Annotated in this window: 22 protein-coding genes; 8 read left to right on the forward strand and 14 right to left on the reverse strand. The window is 61.6% G+C overall.

Annotated features, from left to right (window positions below):
* Positions 1-264 precede the first annotated feature (264 nt).
* Positions 265-1,074 (forward strand): xanthine dehydrogenase accessory protein XdhC, encoded by an 810-nt coding sequence (gene xdhC, locus J5274_RS16345; RefSeq protein ID WP_374113749.1) that lies wholly within the window; start codon positions 265-267, stop codon positions 1,072-1,074.
* On the opposite strand, the gene J5274_RS28820 is transcribed toward xdhC, so the two are convergent.
* Positions 1,050-1,247 carry a hypothetical protein gene (locus J5274_RS28820; protein ID WP_142823415.1) on the reverse strand — a complete coding sequence of 66 codons (198 nt, stop codon included), beginning with the start codon at positions 1,245-1,247 and terminating at the stop codon, positions 1,050-1,052. The two genes, xdhC and J5274_RS28820, sit on opposite strands and share 25 nt — an antisense overlap.
* A gap of 102 nt (positions 1,248-1,349) precedes the next feature.
* Here J5274_RS28820 and J5274_RS16350 point away from each other — a divergent pair, with 102 nt between their 5' ends.
* From J5274_RS16350 to J5274_RS16370, 5 genes are all read left to right on the forward strand, one after another.
* Complete coding sequence (locus J5274_RS16350; RefSeq protein ID WP_142823416.1) at positions 1,350-2,246, forward strand: LysR substrate-binding domain-containing protein; 897 nt, start codon at positions 1,350-1,352, stop codon at positions 2,244-2,246.
* Positions 2,247-2,422: 176 nt separating this feature from the next.
* A complete protein-coding gene (locus J5274_RS16355) occupies positions 2,423-3,664 on the forward strand; it encodes a urate hydroxylase PuuD (RefSeq protein WP_142823417.1) in 1,242 nt (413 codons plus the stop codon).
* On the forward strand, positions 3,661-4,968 hold the full coding sequence (gene guaD / locus J5274_RS16360) for a guanine deaminase (RefSeq protein ID WP_142823418.1): 1,308 nt from the start codon (positions 3,661-3,663) through the stop codon (positions 4,966-4,968). The genes J5274_RS16355 and guaD overlap by 4 nt, the downstream gene beginning before the upstream one ends.
* A 251-nt stretch (positions 4,969-5,219) precedes the next feature.
* Complete coding sequence (locus J5274_RS16365; RefSeq protein ID WP_142823419.1) at positions 5,220-7,160, forward strand: methyl-accepting chemotaxis protein; 1,941 nt, start codon at positions 5,220-5,222, stop codon at positions 7,158-7,160.
* A 214-nt stretch (positions 7,161-7,374) separates the two neighbouring features.
* Positions 7,375-8,523 (forward strand): alpha-hydroxy acid oxidase, encoded by a 1,149-nt coding sequence (locus J5274_RS16370; protein ID WP_142823420.1) that lies wholly within the window; start codon positions 7,375-7,377, stop codon positions 8,521-8,523.
* A 16-nt stretch (positions 8,524-8,539) separates the two neighbouring features.
* Here the strand turns inward: J5274_RS16370 and J5274_RS16375 are convergent, their stop codons facing one another.
* The 12 genes from J5274_RS16375 to J5274_RS16430 form a co-directional block, all read right to left on the reverse strand.
* Positions 8,540-9,280 (reverse strand): metallophosphoesterase, encoded by a 741-nt coding sequence (locus J5274_RS16375; RefSeq protein ID WP_142823421.1) that lies wholly within the window; start codon positions 9,278-9,280, stop codon positions 8,540-8,542.
* A gap of 2 nt (positions 9,281-9,282) precedes the next feature.
* Positions 9,283-9,639 carry a hydroxyisourate hydrolase gene (gene uraH, locus J5274_RS16380; RefSeq protein WP_142823422.1) on the reverse strand — a complete coding sequence of 119 codons (357 nt, stop codon included), beginning with the start codon at positions 9,637-9,639 and terminating at the stop codon, positions 9,283-9,285.
* Entirely contained in the window at positions 9,636-10,145 is a 510-nt protein-coding gene (locus J5274_RS16385; RefSeq protein WP_224140220.1) for an ureidoglycolate lyase, read from the reverse strand. Before J5274_RS16385 ends, uraH begins: the two co-directional genes overlap by 4 nt.
* Positions 10,142-10,504, reverse strand: coding sequence for a DUF86 domain-containing protein (locus J5274_RS16390; RefSeq protein WP_142823424.1), 363 nt, complete (start codon positions 10,502-10,504; stop codon positions 10,142-10,144). The genes J5274_RS16385 and J5274_RS16390 overlap by 4 nt, the downstream gene beginning before the upstream one ends.
* Positions 10,501-10,791: a nucleotidyltransferase family protein gene (locus J5274_RS16395; RefSeq protein ID WP_142823425.1), complete on the reverse strand. Its 291-nt coding sequence runs from the start codon at positions 10,789-10,791 to the stop codon at positions 10,501-10,503. Before J5274_RS16395 ends, J5274_RS16390 begins: the two co-directional genes overlap by 4 nt.
* 22 nt (positions 10,792-10,813) lie before the next feature.
* Positions 10,814-10,996, reverse strand: a complete 183-nt coding sequence (locus J5274_RS16400) for a hypothetical protein (protein ID WP_142823426.1) — start codon at positions 10,994-10,996, stop codon at positions 10,814-10,816.
* A complete protein-coding gene (locus J5274_RS16405; RefSeq protein ID WP_142829260.1) occupies positions 10,993-11,286 on the reverse strand; it encodes a nucleotidyltransferase family protein in 294 nt (97 codons plus the stop codon). Before J5274_RS16405 ends, J5274_RS16400 begins: the two co-directional genes overlap by 4 nt.
* Before the next feature lie 56 nt (positions 11,287-11,342).
* The gene (alc, locus tag J5274_RS16410; protein WP_142823428.1) at positions 11,343-12,365 is read right to left on the reverse strand and encodes an allantoicase; all 1,023 of its coding nucleotides are present in this window, start codon (positions 12,363-12,365) and stop codon (positions 11,343-11,345) included.
* The gene (uraD, locus tag J5274_RS16415) at positions 12,366-12,863 is read right to left on the reverse strand and encodes a 2-oxo-4-hydroxy-4-carboxy-5-ureidoimidazoline decarboxylase (RefSeq protein ID WP_142823429.1); all 498 of its coding nucleotides are present in this window, start codon (positions 12,861-12,863) and stop codon (positions 12,366-12,368) included. It lies immediately after the preceding gene.
* Complete coding sequence (gene puuE / locus J5274_RS16420) at positions 12,864-13,787, reverse strand: allantoinase PuuE (RefSeq protein WP_142823430.1); 924 nt, start codon at positions 13,785-13,787, stop codon at positions 12,864-12,866.
* A gap of 95 nt (positions 13,788-13,882) precedes the next feature.
* Positions 13,883-14,590: a DUF1045 domain-containing protein gene (locus J5274_RS16425; RefSeq protein ID WP_142823431.1), complete on the reverse strand. Its 708-nt coding sequence runs from the start codon at positions 14,588-14,590 to the stop codon at positions 13,883-13,885.
* Between the two features lie 98 nt (positions 14,591-14,688).
* A complete protein-coding gene (locus J5274_RS16430; protein ID WP_142823432.1) occupies positions 14,689-15,873 on the reverse strand; it encodes an FAD-binding oxidoreductase in 1,185 nt (394 codons plus the stop codon).
* Between J5274_RS16430 and mnmD the strand changes: the two genes are divergently transcribed.
* Positions 15,872-16,603, forward strand: a complete 732-nt coding sequence (mnmD, locus tag J5274_RS16435) for a tRNA (5-methylaminomethyl-2-thiouridine)(34)-methyltransferase MnmD (RefSeq protein WP_142823433.1) — start codon at positions 15,872-15,874, stop codon at positions 16,601-16,603. The genes J5274_RS16430 and mnmD overlap by 2 nt on opposite strands.
* Here the strand turns inward: mnmD and J5274_RS16440 are convergent.
* Positions 16,592-20,323: a response regulator gene (locus tag J5274_RS16440; RefSeq protein ID WP_224127768.1), complete on the reverse strand. Its 3,732-nt coding sequence runs from the start codon at positions 20,321-20,323 to the stop codon at positions 16,592-16,594. The two genes, mnmD and J5274_RS16440, sit on opposite strands and share 12 nt — an antisense overlap.
* 454 nt (positions 20,324-20,777) lie before the next feature.
* Here J5274_RS16440 and J5274_RS16445 point away from each other — a divergent pair, with 454 nt between their 5' ends.
* Positions 20,778-22,358, forward strand: coding sequence for a DEAD/DEAH box helicase (locus J5274_RS16445; RefSeq protein WP_224127770.1), 1,581 nt, complete (start codon positions 20,778-20,780; stop codon positions 22,356-22,358).
* Positions 22,359-22,642: the final 284 nt, after the last annotated feature.

The raw sequence follows: 22,642 nt of genomic DNA on the forward strand, positions 1-22,642 counted from the left end.
CCGCATTGCACTTATTGTCCAGATCCGCCGCTTGCGCATCACACCGATAAATCTACGGCACACTCACCTCTTCACTCATTCCTGTGCTCGTCACAGGAATCCAGCCATGGCGCGTCTGCGCCGTGAGGGGATGCTCTTCCGGGCCACGATAAGCCCCCCGCGCCCAAAGACTTGGGCGCACTGGATTGCTGTGACTGGCACAGGAATGAGGGAGACCGGGGGGACTTCCTTGATGCTCTCCGTCTATCCGGAGGCCAGGCCATGATCCCCTCCCTTGCCGCCTTCCTCGCGCAAAATCCCGCTGCCGTCCTCATTGAGATCACCGGCACGCAAGGGTCTGTTCCGCGCGAGACGGGCACGTTCATGCTGGTTTCGCAACACGACATCTGGGGCACCATCGGTGGTGGGCAGTTTGAGTTTCTGGCGATTGCCAATGCGCGGGCGATGCTCGGCGGCGGTGGCATCGAGGTGATGGATATTCCGCTTGGCCCTGAGATCGGTCAGTGCTGCGGTGGCCGGACGCAGTTGCGCTGCCGTCTCGCCAGTGCAGAGACGATCGCGGACCTCCACAGGCGGCTGGATAGGGAGGCGGAAGCCTTCCCGCAAGTGACGCTTTTCGGCGCCGGCCATGTCGGGCGGGCGCTGACGGCGGCGCTGAAACCGTTGCCGGTCGCAACCCTCGTCGTCGAGACCCGCAGGGAAGAACTGGATGAGCTGCCCGATGGCACCGCGACACGGCTGCTCGCCATGCCGGAGGCGCTAGTTGCTGAGCTTCCACCCGGCAGCGTGGTGCTGATCCTCACGCATGACCACGCGCTCGATTTCCTGATCGCCCGGGAGGCTCTGGCACGAAGCGATCTGGCCTATGTGGGAATGATCGGATCGGCCACCAAGCGCGCCACCTTTGCCCATTGGCTGGCACGCGAAGGCGGCGACAAGTCCTCGCTCGGGCGCCTGACGCTGCCCATCGGCGGCGCCACCGTCAAGGACAAACGCCCCGAAGTCATCGCCGCCATGACCGCAGCCGAAATCCTGACCGCGCTCACCTCTTACCGCAGCCATGGGTCCCGATAGCGGGGATCGCGACCGTCGAGGAAACCGAGATCGCGCTTGACGCGGTCCGGCGTGGCATCGAGGTCTAGCTTCCCGCCAGCAGGCAACAGTCTGGTAAAAAAGTGCAGCAATTTTCCACGAATTGATATCCTCCGTCTTGCCATTCCAAGCGGCGAGACTGCATTGCAGGCCATGACTTCACCTTTGTTTAATTGATCTCAGGGATTGCAGTGTGCCGCCGAAAATGCTGCAGTTCCAATCGAACAACCGTCTGCATGCATAAAGAGAACTGATCCATGAAGTTATCGAGGCAGTTTCCCCTCAATGCGCTGCGCGTGTTCGAAGCGGTGGCGCGGCTGGGCAGCTTCACGAAGGCGGGCGAAGAGATCGGCATGACGCAGACGGCCGTCAGCTACCAGATCAAGCTGCTCGAGGAGAATATCGGCGAGGCCCTGTTCCTGCGCCGACCACGGCAGATCAGCCTCACCGAAACCGGGCTAAGGCTGCTGCCAAAGGTGACCGAGGCCTTCGGGATATTGAACGAGGCGATGGCGTCCGTGAGGGAGGCTGCCGAGGAGACGCTGATCATTCACTCGACGCCGACATTTGCGTCGCAATGGCTCGCGCGCAATCTGGGCTCGTTTCAAATTCTTCATCCAACAATCGCCGTTCGGCTTAAGACCTCGGATGACCTCATCGATTTCAGCCGCGAAACTGCGGACGTTGCCATCCGAAGCGGTGGCGGAAATTGGCAGGGTCTTGCTGCCAACCGGCTCATCAAGGTCGATTTTACCCCGATGCTCAGCCCACGCCTTGCGGAGGACATTGGCGGGATCCATGCGCCAGAAGACCTGCTGAAGCTCAGGATCATCGATGCCGGCGATCCCTGGTGGGTTATCTGGTTCAAGGCGGCGGGCGTAGAAAACCCTGACCTGGAAAGCCGGCCCCGCAGCCGGCTGGGCGCGCAGTCGTTCGAGGCGAGCGCCGCAATTGCAGGCCAGGGGGTGGCTATCCTGACACCCGAATTCTACCGGGACGATCTGGCCTCCGGACGGCTGCTGCAGCCCTTTCCGCTGGTTTGCGACGATGGCCACGATTACTGGCTGGCCTATCCCGAAAGCCGGCGCAACACGCCGAAAATCAGAGCCTTCCGAAACTGGCTGATGACCGCAATTCACGGCACGACCGCATGAAAGGCAGGCGCCATCGGCAATCGCTCGGCACGCGTCTCACCTGCAACTGTAACCGAACCGTCACATCTTCCCGCCGCGTGTTCGCAGGCGCAACAAACAGCATGGTATTCGCCGCCTTCCCCTTCCCTCCGCGCTGAAAATTTTCCAATGTGGGGCGACTGCGACAGGGGACGAATATGTACGAATACGCCATCGCGTGGGAATGGCTGGCCTTTGCGGCCCGCTGGTTTCACGTCATCACCGCCATCGCCTGGATCGGTTCGTCCTTCTATTTCATCGCGCTGGATCTCGGCCTCGTGAAGCACGCCAATCTGCCTGCAGGCGCCTATGGCGAGGAATGGCAGGTGCACGGCGGCGGCTTCTATCACGTGCAGAAATACCTGGTGGCGCCGGCCAGCATGCCGGAACACCTCACCTGGTTCAAATATGAGAGCTATTTCACCTGGCTCTCCGGCTTCCTCATGCTGGCGATCGTCTATTACGGCGGCGCCGACCTCTTTCTGATCGACCGGCATGTCCTCGATGTCAGCGCTCCCGTCGCTATCCTGATCTCGCTTGCGTCGCTCGCCGTCGGCTGGATCGTCTACGACCAGCTCTGCAAGTCGCCGCTCGGCAAGAATACCTGGGTGCTGATGGGACTGCTCTACGTCGTGCTGGTCTTCATGGCCTGGGGCTACACCCACCTCTTTACCGGCCGCGCGGCCTTCCTGCATCTCGGCGCCTTCACGGCGACGATCATGTCGGCAAATGTCTTCTTCATCATCATGCCCAACCAGCGCGTTGTCGTCGCCGACCTCATCGCCGGCCGCACGCCGGATGCGAAATACGGCGTCATCGCCAAGCAGCGTTCGCTGCACAACAACTACCTGACCTTGCCGGTCATCTTCTTCATGCTGTCGAACCACTATCCGCTGGCCTTCGGCACGGCCTATAACTGGATCATCGCCGCACTAGTGTTCCTGATGGGCGTCACCATCCGCCACTGGTTCAACACCACCCACGCCCGCAAGGGCCGTCCGACCTGGACATGGCTCGTCACCGTCATCCTCTTCATCGTCATCATGTGGCTGTCGACGGTGCCGAAGATCCTGTCCGGCGATAAGGACGCAGCAGCCGTCGCGCCGGCCTTCCAGCAGTTCGCCGCTGACGCCCATTTCCCGGCGGCAAAGGCCATCGTTACGACGCGCTGTTCGATGTGCCATGCGGCAGAACCCGCCTACGAGGGGATCGTTCGGGCACCGAAGGGCGTGATGTTCGAGACCGATAGCGAGATCGCCATGCATGCCCGCGAAATCTACATCCAGGCCGGCCGCAGCCACGCCATGCCGCCGGGCAATGTCACCGACGTGACGCCGGAGGAGCGCAAGGTGCTGGTCGCCTGGTTCGAAAGCTCCGTCAATCAAGGCAAGACGCAATGACCTCCACACTTCTGCGCGGCCGGCTTCTCTCCTTCAGCCGCGCGCCGCACGACCTCTCCGACACCGGAAGCTACGTCTACGAAAGCGATGGCGGCCTGCTGCTCGAAGGCGGCCTGATCGTCGCACGCGGCCCCTACGATGCGATCAAGGCCAAGGCTCCAGTCGATGCGGTCGAAATCGACCACCGTCCACACCTGATCATGCCGGGCTTCATCGACACCCACCTGCATTTTCCCCAAATGCAGGTCATCGCCTCCTATGCCGCCAATCTGCTGGAATGGCTGAACACCTACACATTCCCCGAGGAATGCCGTTTTGTCGAAAGCGCCCATGCCGAGCGCATTGCCACCCATCTGTACGACGAACTGATCCGCCACGGCACGACCACTGCCGTTGCCTATTGCTCGGTCCACAAGACCTCCGCCGACGCTTTCTTCCGCGAGGCGCTTCGGCGCAACATGCGCATGGTCGGCGGCAAGGTGATGATGGACCGTAACGCCCCTCAGGGCCTGCTCGATACGCCGCAGCTCGGCTATGACGAGACCCGCGCCGTCATCGCCGAATGGCACGGCAAGGGTCGCAACCACGTCGCCATCACGCCGCGCTTCGCCATCACCTCGACACCGCAGCAGATGGAGGCGGCAGGCGCTCTGGCCCGCGAATTCCCCGAGCTGCACATCCAGACCCACCTGTCGGAAAACCACGACGAGATCAAGTTCACCGCAGAACTCTACCCCGAGGCGCTAGACTATACCGACATCTACGCCCGCTACGGCCTGCTCGGCGACAAGACGCTGTTCGGTCACTGCATCCATCTCTCGGAGCGCGAGGCGGATGCAATGAGCGAGGCCGGCGCGATCGCCGTGCATTGCCCGACGTCCAACCTCTTCCTCGGCTCGGGCCTGTTTCCGCTGAAGGCGTTGGCACGTCGTGAAAAGCCGGTTCGCATCGGTGTTGCCACGGATATTGGCGGCGGATCGAGCTACTCGATGCTGCGCACCATGGACGAGGCTTACAAGATCCAGCAGTTGCTTGGCGAACGGCTGAACCCGCTGGAGAGCTACTACCACATGACGCTTGGGAACGCCGAGGCGCTTGCTCTTGCCGACCGCATCGGCACGCTCGACCCCGGCAGCGACGCCGACCTCGTGGTTCTCGATGCAGCGGCTACGCCTGCCATGGCGTTGAAAATGGAGGTGGTGAAAAGCCTGGTCGAGGAGCTTTTCCTCCTGCAGACCATGGGCGACGACCGGGCCATTGCGGAGACCTATGTTGCCGGCGTGGCGTCAAAGACAGCACTGTGACTATTTGGTACCAAATTTAAAAAAGCTCTTATAAAGCAAGTCAGCATTTACCCTTATTTAAAGCCAGCTGACCTAATGGTCTCAGCGGCAAGGGATCGTTTTCGGCCGCCATGATGGCACCTGCCGCTTGCCATTTCACTCATCATTTCGCCGGACCCCCGAGTTGCTCGCTTCGTCAAGAGCGGGAGGCATCGCCTCCTGCTGCCGACGTTTGCGTCCCATTCGTTGCCCGCCCACTCCTCCGAGGACAAATGTCAATTCTCAAGAACGCCAGCATCCGCACCAAGATCCTGTCGCTGATTATCCCGCTTTGCATCGTCGGCGTTGGAGCAACGGCTTTCGTCGCAAGCCGCTATAAGGCCGCCGATACGGATTACTCCAAGTTTATTGCGACCGACAACGTTGCGTCCGTCGAAATGGCAAGGGCAAACCGCAACCTGGGTGCGACCGCCTACAATGCTTATCGGGCACTTACCTACTCCGCGAAGGATCCAGCCTTCGGCGCGGCTGTAAACCTCTACGAAACCAGCAAGTCGCAGCTTTTCGGGAAGCTGGATTTCGTGAAGACAAGTCTTCCTGATCGCGCCCGGCAGGTCGATGCGCTGATCGTCAGGATCAAGGAAATCATTGCCCTGACAGACGCGTCGGTGCGTGCGAGCCAGGCGGGCCAGAGCGACGAAGCCAAGGCCCTCATGGGCAAGGCCGACAGCCTGATCACTCCCGTTGCCATGGATACAGTAGCGCTCAACGATGAAATTATTGCGGCGGTCGGCGCCAAGAGCGACGAGCTCACGGAGCAGACCAACCACACGATCTTGACGTCCCTGACCGTTGTCGGGATCACTTTCGCGCTCGGTATCCTGGCTGCTCTATTCGTGGCCGCGAAAGGCATCACAGCACCGATCGTTCGCCTGCGCGACCGGATGACGTCGCTGGCCCAAGGGCATACCGAGGCCCCGGTCGAAGGTCAGGATCGCCGCGACGAAGTGGGCCAGATGGCAGAGGCTGTCTCCGTGTTCCGCGACAATGCCATCGAGCGCCTTCGCCTTGAAGCCGAGGCAGAGAGCAACCGCAGCATGTCGGAGCGCGAGCGGATGGCACGCGAGGCACAAAAAGCGGAGGAAGCAGCCAACGTGCAGTTCGTCGTCGATCAGCTGGGCGCAGGGCTGGACCGGTTGGCCAGCGGGGATGTCGCCTATCGCATCGAAACACCGTTCGTCAGCCACCTCGATGGTCTTCGCGCCAATTTCAACGGCTCGGTCGCAAACTTGCAGGAAGCATTGCAGGACGTCGGCCGGAATGCGCGTGGAATTGACGCCGGCGCCAACGAAATCCGCTCCGCTGCCGATGACCTGTCGAAGCGAACCGAGCAGCAGGCGGCCTCAGTTGAGGAAACTGCAGCAGCCCTCGAGGAAATCACCACCACAGTCAAGGATTCGAGCCGCCGCGCGGAGGAAGTTGGAAACCTTGTATCAAAGGCCCGAGACGGCGCGGAAAAATCCGGTGCCGTTGTGCGGGAGGCGGTAATCGCCATGAACGAGATCGAACGGTCGTCGGGGGAAATCTCCAACATCATCGGCGTAATCGACGAGATCGCATTCCAGACCAATCTTCTCGCCCTCAATGCCGGCGTCGAAGCCGCCCGCGCCGGAGAAGCAGGCAAGGGCTTCGCCGTCGTTGCCCAGGAAGTCCGCGAACTGGCCCAGCGGTCTGCCAAGGCCGCCAAGGAAATCAAGGCGCTTATCACGGCTTCCGGCGAGCACGTTCGCTCCGGCGTCCAACTCGTCGGCCAGACGGGTCAGGCGCTCGAGGTCATCGTGACCGAAGTTCAGGAGATCAATCGCCATATCCATGCGATGGTCGAGTCCACCCGTGAGCAATCCGTCGGCCTTCAGGAAATCAACACCGCCGTCAACACGATGGATCAGGGCACGCAGCAAAATGCCGCCATGGTCGAGCAATCGACCGCCGCAAGCCACAGCCTGGCCCGCGAGGCTGCATCGCTCAACGAACTCCTGGCCCGCTTCAATGTCGGCGGCGAGGCTGTCAGCGCCAAGCCTGCTGTTCGCAGCGTCTCCGCCTCATCCCGCCCCGCCCCCTCTCCCGCGCGAGCCTTGGGCCGCAAGGTCGCCAGCGCCTTTGGCGGACGTGCATCGGCCGCCGCTGAGAACGCCTCCTGGGAAGAGTTCTGAGCCGTCACCAGCCAAACATGAAAGCGGGCAGACCTTGCCCGCTTTCACAGGGACTACCCATGCGGAAACTGCTTTTCTCGAAGACAACCCCGGAGTCGGCACCAAAGCTCGCATTTGCCCTTGACCCGGCGCTCGCAGCGGAAGAAATTCGGCCAGCAAAATCGCCGGAATTATGCATAGGCGAAGCCACCTTTTACCCATGAAGGCAGTTTTGATGTCCACACCGCTCACGATCGCCGATCTCAAGGCCCTGGCGAAGCGCCGCGTTCCCAAGATGTTTTTCGACTATGCCGATTCCGGCGCCTGGACGCAGTCGACCTACGACGCGAATGAGAGCGATTTCCACAAGATCAAGCTGCGTCAGCGGGTTCTGGTCGACATGACGAACCGATCGCTGCAGACGACCATGGTCGGACAGACGGTGTCGATGCCGGTGGCACTGGCGCCAACCGGACTGACGGGCATGCAACATGCGGACGGCGAGATGCTGGCGGCGCGCGCCGCAGAAGAGTTCGGCGTGCCCTTCACCCTGTCGACCATGAGCATCTGCTCGATCGAGGATGTCGCCTCGGTGACGACGAAGCCCTTCTGGTTCCAGCTCTACGTGATGCGGGACAAGGACTTCGTGATGAACCTGATCAACCGCGCCAAGGCCGCAAATTGTTCGGCGCTGGTGCTGACGGCAGACCTGCAGATCCTTGGCCAGCGCCACAAGGACCTGCGCAACGGCCTGTCCGCACCGCCGAAATTCACTCCGAAGCACATCTACCAGATGGCGACGCGGCCGATGTGGTGCCTGCGCATGGCCGGCACCAAGCGCCGTTCCTTCGGCAACATCGTCGGTCACGCCAAGAACGTATCGGACCTCTCCTCCCTGTCATCCTGGACGGCCGAACAGTTCGACCCCAAGCTCTCCTGGGACGATGTCGCCTGGATCAAGAAGCAATGGGGCGGCAAGCTTATCCTCAAGGGCATCCTGGACGTCGAAGATGCAAGGGCTGCGGCAGAAACCGGTGCCGATGCCATCGTCGTCTCCAACCACGGAGGCCGCCAGCTCGATGGCGCTCCTTCGTCGATCTCGATGCTGGGACGGATCGTCGATGCGGTCGGCGACAAGATCGAGGTCCATCTCGACAGCGGCATACGCTCCGGCCAAGACGTGCTGAAGGCAGTCGCACTGGGCGCCAAGGGCACCTATATCGGCCGCCCCTTCCTCTATGGCCTCGGGGCGATGGGCAAGGAAGGCGTAACACTGGCTCTCAGCATCCTGCGCAAGGAAATGGACGTCACCATGGCACTCTGCGGCAAGCGTGACATCAACGATGTCGATAGGTCGATCATCTCGGAGTTGTCGCAAATCTGAGGCTTCGGCCCAACTGCTACCTCAGCCAGCCCGTGGCAAGGCCGCTCGCCCAGTCCGGCCGTCCGTTGGCGAGCGCGAGCCCTGCAGCGGCCATGTGATCGTAGGCAACATTGCGGAAGGTCGCCGTCCAGCCGGTTTCCAGCTTTTCGAGGATCGCGTAGGACGCCAGCGGATGACCGGCCTCCACCTTGTGCGGATAGGGCGCGTCATCATCATAAGCCGGGCAGCCGACACTGCCGGGATTGACGATCAGGCGACCATCGGGCAGGCGCACCATGCGCGGAATGTGGCTGTGCGCGGCAAGTATAAGAGGCTGCGGGATATCGACGGCCAGGGCTTCGATCGCCTCGATCGGCTTCAGGGAAACCCTTCCATCCGGCGACACCTGCTCCAGCCAGTATAGATTGTCGTCCTCGGGCGTCGCATGGCAGAGATAGGCCTCGCCCTTATAGAGTAGATTCGTCGGCAGGGCCCGGATCCACTCAAGATGGGCCGGCGACATCTGGCGATAGGCGACGCTGTCGGAGATCTCCATCTCGGATACGGCACGGTCGATCAGATAGCGATCGTGATTGCCACGCACGGTGACCATGGGCCTCGCCAGCAGCAGGTCGCCGACCTTGCCGGCGTCCAGCGGCCCGCTGAAGCAGTCGCCGAGATTGACGATATCGGAAATGCCCAATGCCGCGATGTCGGCAAGCACGGCCTCGAGCGCAAGGAAGTTGCCGTGGATATCGGCGATCGCGGCAAATCTCATTCTCAGCTTCCCCGATATGTCGAATAGCCGTAGGGCGAGATCAGCAGCGGCACGTGATAATGGGCAGTCGTATCGGCGATGCCGAAGCGGATCGGCACGACATCGAGAAACGCAGGCTCGGGCAATTGGCAACCCGTGCCGCGCAGATAGTCGCCGGCGTGAAACAGCAGTTCGTAGGTGCCCGCTACGAAACTGTCGCCAACCAGCATCGGTCCGCCATCGACCCGGCCATCTGCGTTGGTGACGAGCGTCTTCAAGACCGTCCGCACCTCCCCGTCGATCCGGGAAAGAACGATGTACAGGCCTTCTGCAGGCTTGCCGAGCGCCGTGTCGAGCACGTGGGTCGTCAGTCCGGTCATGGCGTCGGTGCTCCGATGATATAGGGGGTCTCGAAAAAGAATTCCTGCAGATTGTTGTCCGGCCCGTCCCGGTCGACCACGAGAAAATCGCTGGCCTCTCCGAGCGTCATCAGTGGATGATGCCAGACATTTCTGGCGTAGTTCACACCTTGGTCACCTCGGGCGAGAAACACGCGCGGCCGGCCGGGTCGCCCACCCTCGTCATCTGAAACGACCACGAGGAATGGCCTGCCGGACAGGGGCGAAAAGCTCTGGCTGCCGAACGGATGTCGCTCCATCATGTCGACTGCGTAGGGAAAGGCACGAGGCTGGCCCCGAAACAGGCTGATGATGACAACCGCGCCATCCCCCTCGGCCTCCGCCGTGGCAAGCGCATGGAACCGCTCCGTCGTGCCGCCATTGATGAGGCGCATCCTGGCAGGATCGGCTTCGATGACATCGCCAAAAGGTGCAAAGGCGGATCGGGTGAGAGGCCGAATATCGAGAGATCGGGAAAGTGTCATCATTCGCCTTGAGCACGCCAGTTGCGCAAGCCTTGCAATTGATCGAGCAACTCGGGAAGCATGGTTGCGGCGGTGTACCAGACGGTATCCAGATCCAGCTGGAAATACTGATGGGCAATGCGGTTACGCATATCCCGGATGTCGCGCCACGGGATGTCGCTATGCTGGGCAACAAAGTCGGGATGGCCATCCATGATCTTAACCACGCACTCGCCGATCGCCATGATATTCATCACCACCGCGTCCTGGGTTCTCTCGTCCAGCAGAAACGCATCGTGCCCTACGTCGGCGGCATATTTTGACGCCTTGGTTGCGGCTGACTGCATGCGATCCAGATAGGTGGCGAGCCTGTCATCGCTCATATGGCAACCGCCTCGGCGATGATGCGATCCCTGATCCTGGGCGGAAAATCGCCCGGCACCTTGACGTCGACACGTACACCGAGTGCAGCCTCCAGATCACCCTGCAGGCCGCCAAGCGTCAACAATGTCGTACCGGGCATCGCGTCGACAAGAATATCGAGATCGCTATCGGCCCTGTCCTCACCCCGCAGCACGGACCCGTAGACGCGCGGATTTGCCAGCCGACGATTGGATACGATTTCCCGTATCACTTGTCTGTTGTCTCGAAGGGCATCCGATGGCTTCATGTCCAAGCTCCTGAAGCCATCATTATAGGCAACAATCCGGAGGAACGAAAGGCGCGGCAATCAAGCCTTCGTCCCAAACAACCGCAGCCGCATGATACCGCCGTCCGGATTCAGCGATGACGTCGCCATAGGGTGCAAACCGGTTGGCGTCTGATGCGGCCGCGCGCATCCGATCGAGCATCAGGGCGATGCGATCTTCGCTCATATCGGTTTTGCTTCGGCGAGAACCCGCATCCGGACATTTTCCCGAAAATCACCCGGCGTCAAAAGATGCACCGAAGTACCAAGCATCATTTGCTCGAGTGCGTCCTGAAGGCCTCCGAGAGATAGGAGAGTGCTGCCCGGAAGCGCATCCACCAGAATATCGAGGTCGCTGTCGGGACGATCCTCGCCGCGTGCTACCGAGCCGAAGACGCGCGGATTGGCCGCGTTGAAGCGCTCCGCAACGTCACGAATCGCCTGCCTGTTTCTATCCAGCACTTCCGATGGCTTCATCGCCACAACACTCCTGACGATGCAACCATACCGCAGCGAGGCAGAAGAAAAAAAACTCAAGCCTTCGTCCCAAACAACCGCAGCCGCATGATGCCGCCGTCCGGGTGCATCGCCAGCCTGACGTGGGTGACCGGGCCGATGTCGGCCAGTGCCTCGTTGCCGAACGGATGGATGTGATCCATCTGCAGCTTGGTGCGTGGCAGGAGCGGCTTCCACTGTTCGGAGGCGGCGATATCGGCCTCCGTCAGGCTATCGCCGAGGTCGGGCAGATAGGCGCCAAGAATCTCGCAGGTATCGGGGAAATTGCCCTTGTAGAATGCCGTATCGACGATGGCGCGATGGATTCTTCCGGCATGGCCGAGGCGAATGATTGCCCAGTCATGGCCAGGCCCGCGACGACGCTTGGTTTCCCAGCCATCGCCCATATTGCGACCGCGGCCCGGGCCGAGCAGCTTGTCCGGATGGCCGTAATGGGCGTCGGACCAGGCCAGTGCCTTGGCACCGTGGAAGACGTAGGCAAGATCGACTTCCTCGGAAGCACCCACCTTCGACCAGTCGAAATAGGCCGTGCCATAGACCCGCAGCCGGGCAATGCCGCCATCCGGATAGATGTGCAGCCGCAGATGCGTCCAGACCTTCTGCTTGTCGTCTATCTCGAAGAAATGGTGGGCGCTGGGGCCGAGCGGCGACTTTGCCAGCAGTTCCGTCCAGGCGGTCGTTGCATCCGGTTCGCCTGCCTCGACGAAGGCTGCCTCGATCGAGCAATGGGGCGGATAGTTGCCGGTGAAGTAGCCGGTATCGACGTCGAAACCGAAGATCTTGCCCGGCATGGCAAGGCGGATTATCGCCCAGTCATGGCCGGCAACGCGCTTGCGGCGGCTTTCCCAGCCATCCATCCACTTGCCGTTGTCGTCATAGGCCAGCGCATCCCAGTGGGGCGGCTCGTCCTGGAGCATGCGGCTGAGCGGCGCGAAGAATTCGTCGGAGACATCGATGCCCTTGGCACCGAGGCGGGCGGAGGCAAGGTTGATGGCACCCTCGGTGAAGGATGGCATGTCGGGCAGGTCGATGTAGGTCATTCAAGTCTCCGGAAGCATGGTTTTAAGGCGCAGCAGGGCAATCTTCTCCACCTGCACGCAAGCGGTCGCGAACTCCGTGTCGCGGTCGTTGTTGATACGCATCTCGAACGCATCGAGTATGTCGTCCTTGGTCAGGCCTTTGACGGCGATGATGAAGGGAAAGCCGAATTTCGAAACGTAGGCTTTGTTCAGTTCGGAAAAGCGGGCGTGTTCCTCCGGGCTCAGCCTGTCGAGCCCCGCCCCCGCCTGTTCCTGCCGGCTCTCCATCGTCAGCTTGCCGGCAATGGCCAGCTTGCCCGCGAGATCGGGATGGGCGCGCAGCACCGTCAGACGTTCGGCATGGGTCGCGTCACGAAACACCGACACCATGGCGCCGTGGATGCCAACCGCCGTCAGCGGCTCCTTGATAATGCCGGCGTCGACGGCGCGCTCGGCGATGTAGGGCGAATGCTCGAAAACGCCGCCGAAGCGCGTCACGAAGTCGTAGCGCATGATCATCTACAGCGTTCCCGGCTGGTGGTGCGCGTGCCAGTGGCGGGCGATCTCGATGCGCTGCGGGATCCAGACCTTCTCGTGGCCGAGGACATATTCGATGAAACGCTTCAGGGCGGCTGCGCGCGCCGGACGGCCGACGAGGCGACAGTGAAGCCCGACCGAGAGCATTTTTGCGCTGCCGGCCTTGCCCTCCTGATAGAGCGTGTCGAAGGCATCCTTCAGATAGGCAAAGAACTGGTCGCCCGAGTTGAAGCCCTGCGGGGTCGCAAAGCGCATGTCGTTGGTATCGAGCGTGTAGGGGATGATGAGGAAGGGCTTCTGGTCGATGCCCTTCACCCAGTAGGGCAGATCGTCGGCATAGCTGTCGGAGGAATAGAGAAAACCGCCCTCCTCCATGGCCAGCCGCAGCGTATTGTCGGACGGCTTGCCCTGGTACATCCCGTAGGGCCGCTCGCCGGTCAGTTCCGTATGCAACCGCACGGCCTCGACGATATGCTTGCGCTCGACCTCCTCCGGAAAATCCTTGTATTCGAGCCACCGGTAGCCGTGGCTGGCAATTTCCCAGCCCGCCTCCTTCATCGCTGCTACGGCCTCCGGGTTACGCGCCATGGCCATCGTCACGCCGTAAACGGTCGCCTGCACGTTGAGATCGGTAAACATCCGCCACAGCCGCCAGAATCCGGCCCTCGAGCCGTATTCGTAGATCGATTCCATGTTCAGATTGCGCTGGTTGGGCCAGGCTGCCGCACCGACGATTTCCGAGAGAAGATTTTCCGAGGCCGGATCGCCGTCGAGAATGGAGCTTTCGCCGCCTTCCTCGTAGTTGATGACGAACTGCACCGCGATACGCGCGTCACCCGGCCATTTCGGATCGGGCGTTGTCCGGCCATAGCCGATCAGATCGCGCGGATAGATATCGGATACCATCGAACCACCTCATGAAGTCAGGCAGACGGTAAGCATCGAAAGCGGAGTTGTCGAGACGGAAAGTGAGCGCCTGCAGCACGGCAGACGACGGTTCGTCAGGCGGATTTCCGCGCACTGACCTTGCCCATCGGATGCAGCGAGTGGACGCGGAATGGACCGTCGTTGCTCTCTTCCATCATCAGGGCGATATTGGAGACGAGAATCGGTTCAGCCAGAACAGGCTCGAAGAGATCGCGCAGGACGCGTTCCATACGCGGCATGTCTGCTGAATGCACAGGTCCCGTCAGCGCCATCCTGAAACGGAATTCATCCATCACGTCGGCGCATCCCCAACGATGGAGGTTGGCGAACTGCGTCGCCGACAGCAGGTCGGGATCGCAGCGATCGATTTCCGCCTCGGTCAGCGGCGCGCGGAAATGATCGAACTCCTGCGTCAGCGCCGAAGCGAGATAATTCAGCGCACTGAGCGGATAAGACGGCACGAGCCCAAAGGCATTGCCGAGCCGTGCGACTTCGAGGCGCGGGATTTGAAATGGCTCGAATGTCCCTGAATAGCGCATGAGGTCGCGCAGCAATGCGGCTTCAGCCGTCGGCTCAGCCAGTCGGAACGGTGCTTTGAGCGCTGCATGGAAGCCATAGCGACGCGGCAGGGCGGTATGAAAGGCGACCTCGCGCAGGCCGAGACCGCCAATCTCCGGCTCCTCGACCCGTTCGCCCGTATAGACGTTCCGACCAAGCCAGCTCGCAGCAACCATCGTCAGCGGATCGCGCGGAGGCGGTGTAAATCCAATGATATAGCGCATGATCCCTCCTCCGGGCCGCGGCCACACGGATAGGTCCATGCGCAACGATGCAGATAAGCGATTTGCGTGACAGAATGACGAAGCGCGGCCGGCAAATTTCACGCAGTGCGCGAAGCCACGCGAATGTGATTCACCAGGGTGAAGCTTTCGGGCATTTCAGATGCGAAAGCCGGAGCACCGGAGATCTCGCCGATAGCGATGGCAGCAAGCCGGTGTGCCAGTCCGAAGGTGATCTTGAAGCCGCCGGTCAGCGCGATCAATGAGGGGTGATCCGGATGCGGCCCTACCATTGGATCGCGGTCAATGGCTTTCGGGCGCAAGCCTGCCCATCGCTCCACGAGTTCGGCCTGTGCCAGCAGCGGCACCATGGCTCGCACGGATGCCAGCAGCGTATCGAGCAGCGCATCGGTCGACAGGGGATCGTCGAACTGGTTTTCGCTGGTGCTGCCCACTGCCACATGACCGCCATCGTGCGGCACGATGTAAAGACCGTCGCGAAAGATCACTGGCAGGTTGGGGTCGACATCGACCTTAAGAAGCGCGGCCTGTCCCTTGACAGCCTGCCCCAGCGGCTTTTGCAGATCCGTCGTCAATTGTCCCAGCAGCGGAAAGGCAGCATGTCCGGCCGAGAGGATACAATGTCCGAAGCCAATATCGCCTGCCGTGGTATGCGCCACGCCGCGGACAGGATCGAGGCTCTCGACTGCCACGCCCTGAAGGATGCGGACATTCCGCGCGCCTTGCAGGAAGGCCGACAAAACCGCGATCAGCCCACGCGGCGCGACCCGCGCGGCCAGCGTGTCATGCACAAAGCCGCTTTCCCCCGACGCCGGATCGATCCAGCCTTCTCCGGGATCGTCGATGACATTCCAGTGGAATTGCCTGTCTCCCTCGCGCCAGTTGGCGTCGGCATCGCGCGAGTGGCCTTCGGCGATCTTGCGCAGGTGTGGCTTCGGCAAGGGGATGAAACGGCCGGAGCGACGATAACCTGCCGAAAGGCCGGTTTCGAGCTCGAGTTCGGCGATATCGCCTTCGAGCGCCACGAGCGAGGCCAGCTGGAATTGCTTCTTGTTGTCCCAGCGATCCGGCATGTAGGGCATCAATGCGCCGAGCACGCCGCCGCTGGCGCCGGACCCCAGAAGGCCGCTGTCGACCAACAGCGTCTCGATGCCCTGGCATTCCGCATGGACCGCAGCCCAGAGGCCCATGATGCCGCCGCCGACGATCAGCAGTGCGGTAGACGATTGACCGGCAGGCTTTGCCGGATTAACGGCTCTTGGCATGACAGATCCAGTTTCCGATGACGCGTCGCAGACGATGAGCCAGCCGCTCGAATGGCGCGACGGCGATATGCCTTATTCGTCTGCCTTTGGCGATCATTTTTATTGCCAGACCGATGGCCGCCTCGAATGCAGTCACGTCTTTCTCGACGGCAACGGCCTGCCGGCGCGCTGGCACGGCCGGTCGGAATTCCGCATTGGCGAACTCGGCTTCGGCACCGCCCTCAATTTTTGCGAGACGTGGCGCCAATGGAAGACCGAGCGTTCGGCCGGCGCGACGCTGCATTTCATGTCCTTCGAACTGTATCCGATGCGTGCACAGGAGATCGACCGGGCTTTGTCCCGCTGGCCGGAAATCGATGACGAACGAAAGGCGCTGGTCACCTGCTGGCCCGAGACGCCGGAAGGCATCGTCTCGCTGCAACTGGACGAACAGACGCGACTGAGTGTCGTTTGCGGCCCCGCGCTAGATGGAGTAGGTGCCGCGGAAACGGGTTTTGACGCGTGGTTCCTCGATGGCTTCGCGCCGTCCCGCAACGGCGACATGTGGTCGCCTGAACTGATGCAACTGGTCCACGACAAGACGTCGCAAGGCGGCACGTTCGCCACCTACGCCGCCGCTGGTTTCGTACGCCGCAATCTGCAGGCTGCTGGCTTCGCCGTCGAACGACGCAAGGGCTTTGCCGGAAAGCGCGAAATGCTCTGCGGTGTCAGGGGTCTATCAGACGCTTGATTGCTGATCGGAGCTTTTGGCATTTTTCATCCACAGCCCGATCTTCGCTTCCAGCAGTTCCGGGCTTATGGGCTTCGACATATAGTCGTCCATCCCCGAGGCCATGCACAGTTCACGGTCACTTTCGAGCGCATGGGCGGTGACGCCGATGATCGGCACGTGGCGTCCGGCACCGTCCGCCGCTTCGATCTCGCGGATGGCACGGGTCGCCTGCAGCCCGTTCATGATCGGCATCGAGACATCCATCATGATCAGCGACGGAGTGCACCGGCGGTAGGCAGCGACCGCCTCCTCGCCGTTCCTGACAATCAGGAAATGAGCGCCGGCCGCTTGCAGGATTTGCGTGAAGACGATCTGGTTGACCTCGTTATCCTCTGCCACCAGGATATCGACGCTCTCCGCTGGCCTATCCGTCACAAAAACTGCAGCAGCCGAGACGGACTGCCCCGCGACGGCCTCCGGGGCCTCGGACACCAGCGGGCGCGGCGCCTCGCCGGTCGAGCGACGCTGACGGGCCGTGCGCACGACCTCGATCACCGTGTTGCGGAGCACGTTTGCGCGCGCGGGCTTCATCAGGTGGGCGTCGCCGCTCAGCGCTGCGTATTCCCTGTCAGCGCCGGCAACATCCATCGATGTCAGGAAAATCAGCGGCACCCCGTCAAAGCGTCGATCCTGTCGCATCGTGCGCGCAATATCGGCTCCGGTCATGCCCGGCATGTTGTAGTCGAGTATGACGGCATCGACCGCGACCCCGATGTCGGCGGCCTCCGACAGGATCGCGAGACCCGTCGGACCATCGGCGACGGCAACGCTCTGGAAGCCCCATTCGGCAAGTTGTTCGGTGAGAATCTGGCGATTGATGGCGTGATCGTCGATGACGAGGATCTGTGCACCCTTGACGTTGACCGGAACCTGCCCTTTGCCACGCGAGCCGGTTGCAGTCGGCAACGGCAGGTGGATCTTGAAGGTCGAGCCGCTGCCAAGGGCGCTTTCAACTTCCAGATAACCCCCGAACAGATCCACGAGCCCAGCGGTGATCGCAAGGCCGAGGCCGGTACCCTCGTGGCGGCGTGTCGACGACGAATCAACCTGCGAGAATTTGTCGAATATCGAGCCTAGCCGATCCTTCGAGATGCCGATGCCGGTGTCGGTCACACGGATGGTGACCATGGTGGCCCTGCCCGGCACAGGGTCCGCATCGACATCGACAAGCACATGACCGTGCTCGGTGAACTTGACCGCATTTCCGACGATATTGGTGAGGATCTGACGGAAACGCCCGGCGTCGCCGATCACCATCGACGGCAGGCGCGGTGAGACGCGCACCAGTAGTTCGACATTCTTCTCGCCGGCCTGAGACGAGAGCAGCGTCGCGACATCCTCAACCGCTTCCGCCGGATCGAAGCTCGTCTGCCGCAACTGCATCTGCCCGGCATCGATCTTGGAGAAGTCGAGGATGTCGTTGATGATCGTCAGCAGTGCGTTGCCGGATTTGGAGATGATGTCGACGAAGGTCGTCTGGCGCGCATCGAGCCCGGTCTTGCCCAGCAATTCCGCCATTCCCAGCACACCGTTCATCGGGGTCCGGATCTCATGGCTCATATTGGCCAGAAACTCCGACTTTGCCCGGTCCGCGGCTTCGCTGCGGGCAAGCAGGCGCTGCAATTCCGTCTCGCGGTCCTTCATGTCCGTGACGTCGGTGAAAACCACCAGCCATCGGCCGGAAGGGCCCATGGATGCGTTCATGTGCAGCCACGTCTCGCCACGGATATTGAAGTTTGCCGAAATCGGCTGGTGACGACGGATCCTGTCGGCCCAGGCAGCGAGTGCCTCCTGCGGCGCGGGTCCAAGGTCGCCCCGCGCGGCACAATGACGGAAGATCTTCAGCCATCGCCTGCCGACGGACAGCGATGCCGCCTCGATCTGCAGCATACCGGGCAACGCATCGTTGGAGAGCATGATGATGCCGTCCTCGACGATCATCAGCCCTTGAGACATCGCATGCGTCGCATCGGTCATCAGTTCGCCCAGGCGCTCCAGTGCCTCACGCCCTTCCGATAGCTCCCTTTCCTTCCGGCACAGCGAAGAAACGTCTGCGTAGCAGAGCAAGGTCCGGTTGCCGGAAAGCTTGCGACCGTCCACCAGCACCCGGCGGTCCACGCCAAAACTGATTTCGGACTGGAGACTGCCGTCGGGGCCGGAGATCGCCTCTATCCGCGCCTGGTAGAGCGTTTCCCAATGCGGGGCGTCCGGGCCGAAATAGCCACGCGCATGATTTCGGCGCATCACCTCGCGAAGCGACGTCGCCTCCCGGCGATCCTCCTCAGACATTCCCCATATCTCGTAGAAGGCATCGTTGGCATATTCGAGGTCGAAATTCTGATCGAAGATCAGCACGCCTGTCGGCAGCGAACCTATGATGTTTTCCAGATCCTGACTAAGCTGCTCGGCGCGCGCGCGCGTCTCCGTAAGCTGCCTCTCGCCCAGCTTCAGCGTCGATACGTCATCCATCGAGCCGACGACATAGTGATTGCCAGTGGAGGTGGAAACACCCTTCAGCCGCGTAACGACCGCATGCTGGCGCCCCGGGGCGTAGGCGACCTCGTCCTCGAATTCGAGATGCTGCTGGCTGCGCAACATGGCTTCGTTTTCCGCGAAGAAGGCCGTTCCCTCCTCGCCGAACATTTCCACTTCCGTCTTGCCGAGCGACGCCTCCGCTGTCAGGCCGGTCATCCGGAAATATGCCTCGTTACCGTAGAGGAGCCGGTGATCGGCACCGCGCACGAAGGCAGAGACCGGAAGATCGTGCAGGAGAGTCCGATAGAGCGTCGCCTCGTCGATCTTGTTGCGCAACAGCGCTTCACCTTCCTTGGTCGCCGTCACGTCGATGCGCAGTGCGACGATGGACCCATCCGGCAGGCGCTTGTGGATACAGCGCAGCCATTCCCCATCCGGCGTCCGCTCTACGAGATCGCTATGCTCGGCGCGAAGGATCGACAGTCGCTTTTCAATCCAGCGCTGCTTGTCCTCAGTGATCGAATCGGGGCTCCTCCCCGACCAGAAATCGAAAACGGCCGAATAGACGTCACGGGCGTTCATGCCGAGCGTCGCCCTGCCCACCAAGCGCAGATAGAGGTCGTTCCAGCGTCCGTTGCAGTAGGCAAGCTCGAGATCGGCAGTGTAGATGCCAACTCCCATGTCGAGCAGGCCGAAGATTTCCTCGACCACACCCGAACGAAGCAGCGACGTGTCGGCGGCGGCAATTAACCCGGTTTCCAGAGCAACCGCAGGGTCTGCAAGCTGCATTATCGATGTCGCGACATCATCGGGCGAAACACGTTCCACCGAGCGGCTGGCACCGATCTGGGGCGGCGCCTCGGTAAAGATGCCGAAGATATAGGCCCGGTCTTCCGCCGGCATGAAGCTTTCGATCTGCACCTCGAACGCCGATAGGCGATCCCGAGCGAAGCAGATCGACGTTTCTTCCGTTCCGAAGACGATGGCGCGGCGCTCTTTATCCTCGCGGTCTGCATCTTCGGCGCGATGGGAGAGCTCGTGACTGCGACAACCGATGAAATCCGAGATTTCGCGGCCGAAAAATGCCGCATAAGCCTCGTTTACCGCGACATATCGAAGATCGCTGTTTTTGACATAGGCAGGCCGGTCGGTCTCGGTGATCCGATGACAGGCAATATCCAACAGTTCACCACGGCTCTTCAAGAAAGCCTCGCTCGTTCGACGCATACAGTCTGTCTTTTTACCAAGCAGGCCGCTAACAATGTGTTAACCATACGCGTTCCGGTCTTTTGAGGCTCCATCGATGGCATCTGGCTGCGACACAAAGCGCTGCTGCCGACAGCTGGTTTATCGAAGCTGACAGTTGACTTCAGCGACGAATAGGGCCATATGCCCCTCAGCTTTCACCTTCCCGGCCGCCGCGTGAGCATGCCCTGCGAAAAAAGACGACCCGCAAGAGAAGGACAAAAGCGCTCGAAAAACGACTGCCGAATGGCGGCAGTCCCATGCGCTGGAAAGCTATTTTCCAACTTACAAGTTCCCACTTCACGCGGGGTTCTTGACGCCAGAGACCGACCGGACCGCAAGACGCGTTCCGGCGAACTCGTTTTTGGCGCCTCGAAAGGCAATTGAATTGACCACTTTTAGCGATCTTGGCTTGTCCGAACAGATTGTGACGTCTCTGACCCAACAGGGATATTCGACCCCTACCCCGATCCAGGCGGAAGCCATTCCGCTCGTTCTGCAGGGCCGCGACCTCGTCGGCCTCGCCCAGACCGGCACCGGCAAGACGGCCGCTTTCGGCCTGCCTATCATTGAAATGCTGATGAAGGACGGCAAGCGTCCCGAACACCGCAGCACCCGCACGCTGATCCTCGCGCCGACCCGCGAACTGGTGAACCAGATCGCTGCCAGCCTGAAGGAATACACCCGCAAGACGCAGCTGAAGATCGGCCTCGTCGTTGGCGGCGCTTCGATCAACAAGCAGCAGATGCAGATGGAACGCGGTGTCGACATCCTCGTCGCAACGCCTGGGCGTCTGCTCGACCTGATTGCCCGTCGCGCCCTGACGCTCGGCCATGTGTCCTACCTCGTCCTCGACGAAGCCGACCAGATGCTCGACCTCGGCTTCGTGCATGACCTGCGCAAGATCTCGAAGATGGTGCCTGCCAAGCGCCAGACGCTGCTGTTCTCGGCCACCATGCCGAAGGCCATCGCCGATCTCGCCGCCGACTTCCTGAGCAACCCGGCCCGTGTCGAAGTTTCGCCTCCCGGCAAGGCTGCGGACAAGGTCGAACAGTTCGTTCACTTCGTTTCCGGCCAGAACCACAAGACCGAGCTCCTCAAGGAATCGATGAACGCCAACCCGGACGGCCGCGCCATGGTCTTCCTGCGTACCAAGCACGGCGCCGAGAAGCTGATGAAGCATCTCGAGCACGTCGGCTTCGCGGCGGCCTCGATCCACGGCAACAAGAGCCAGGGCCAGCGCGAGCGTGCTTTGAAGTCTTTCAAGGACGGTGAAACCCGCGTTCTCGTCGCCACTGACGTCGCTGCCCGTGGCATCGACATCCCCGGCGTCAGCCACGTCTACAACTACGACCTGCCGGAAGTACCGGATGCCTACGTTCACCGCATCGGCCGTACGGCCCGTGCCGGTCGCGACGGCATCGCCATCGCCTTCTGCGCTCCGGACGAAATCCGTCTTCTGCGCGACATCGAACGCCTGATGTCCATCGACATCCAGGTTGCCAGCGGCGAAGCGCCTGCGGACCGTGCCCGTCCTGCCCGTGGTGGCGGTGGCGGCAATCGCTCCGGCGCCGGCGGCAACCGTGGTGGTGGCCAGGGCCAGGGTCGTGGCGCCGGATCGGGCGCTCCCCGCTCCGACGGCCGTCCTGCTCGTCGTCCGCGTCCAGACGGTGATTTCCGCAGCGAAACCCGCGGTGATCGCCCGGCAGTAGCGCGCGAAAACAACCGCAATGCCGATTTCCGTGGCCAGCGCACTGCAGAACGTGCCCCGCGCGAGATTGACAACGATCTGGCCTCAACCTCGGATTTCCGCCCGGCCAAGGCGCCGCAGCGTGCTCGGCCAGCCGGCGACAACGGCGCACCACGCAGCCGTCCGCCGCATGGCCGCCCAGCTCACAAGGCTGGCGAAGCCCGCGGTCGTCCAGACGGCAACAACGGCCAGGCCCGCAAGCCAGCCGGCGGTCGCCCAGGCCCCCGTCGCGAACAGGCGTAAGCCAAACCATCTGACCTCACGAAGCGGCGGGAGCAATTCCGCCGCTTTTTCTTTGCCTCGCGCATCGACCTCCGGCTGCTGCCGGCAGGGCATCCTGCAGAAAAAATAGCCAGCTGCGCAAAGGATGTGCAGAGCAAACATGCCAGCCGGAACGCTTCGCATATTAGTTATTCTGTCTATGCCAGCTCTTTCAGCGCTTGCCGGGCTTTCCCATTGGTTCCGAAATTCTATCTCCAACTGCGCATGCTTCTTGCATTGCTTCCGCCATTGTATTCAAATGAGAA

Origin of the sequence: Rhizobium sp. L51/94, from assembly GCF_019355555.1 — a bacterium.
Classification (GTDB): Bacteria; Pseudomonadota; Alphaproteobacteria; order Rhizobiales; family Rhizobiaceae; genus Rhizobium; species Rhizobium rhododendri.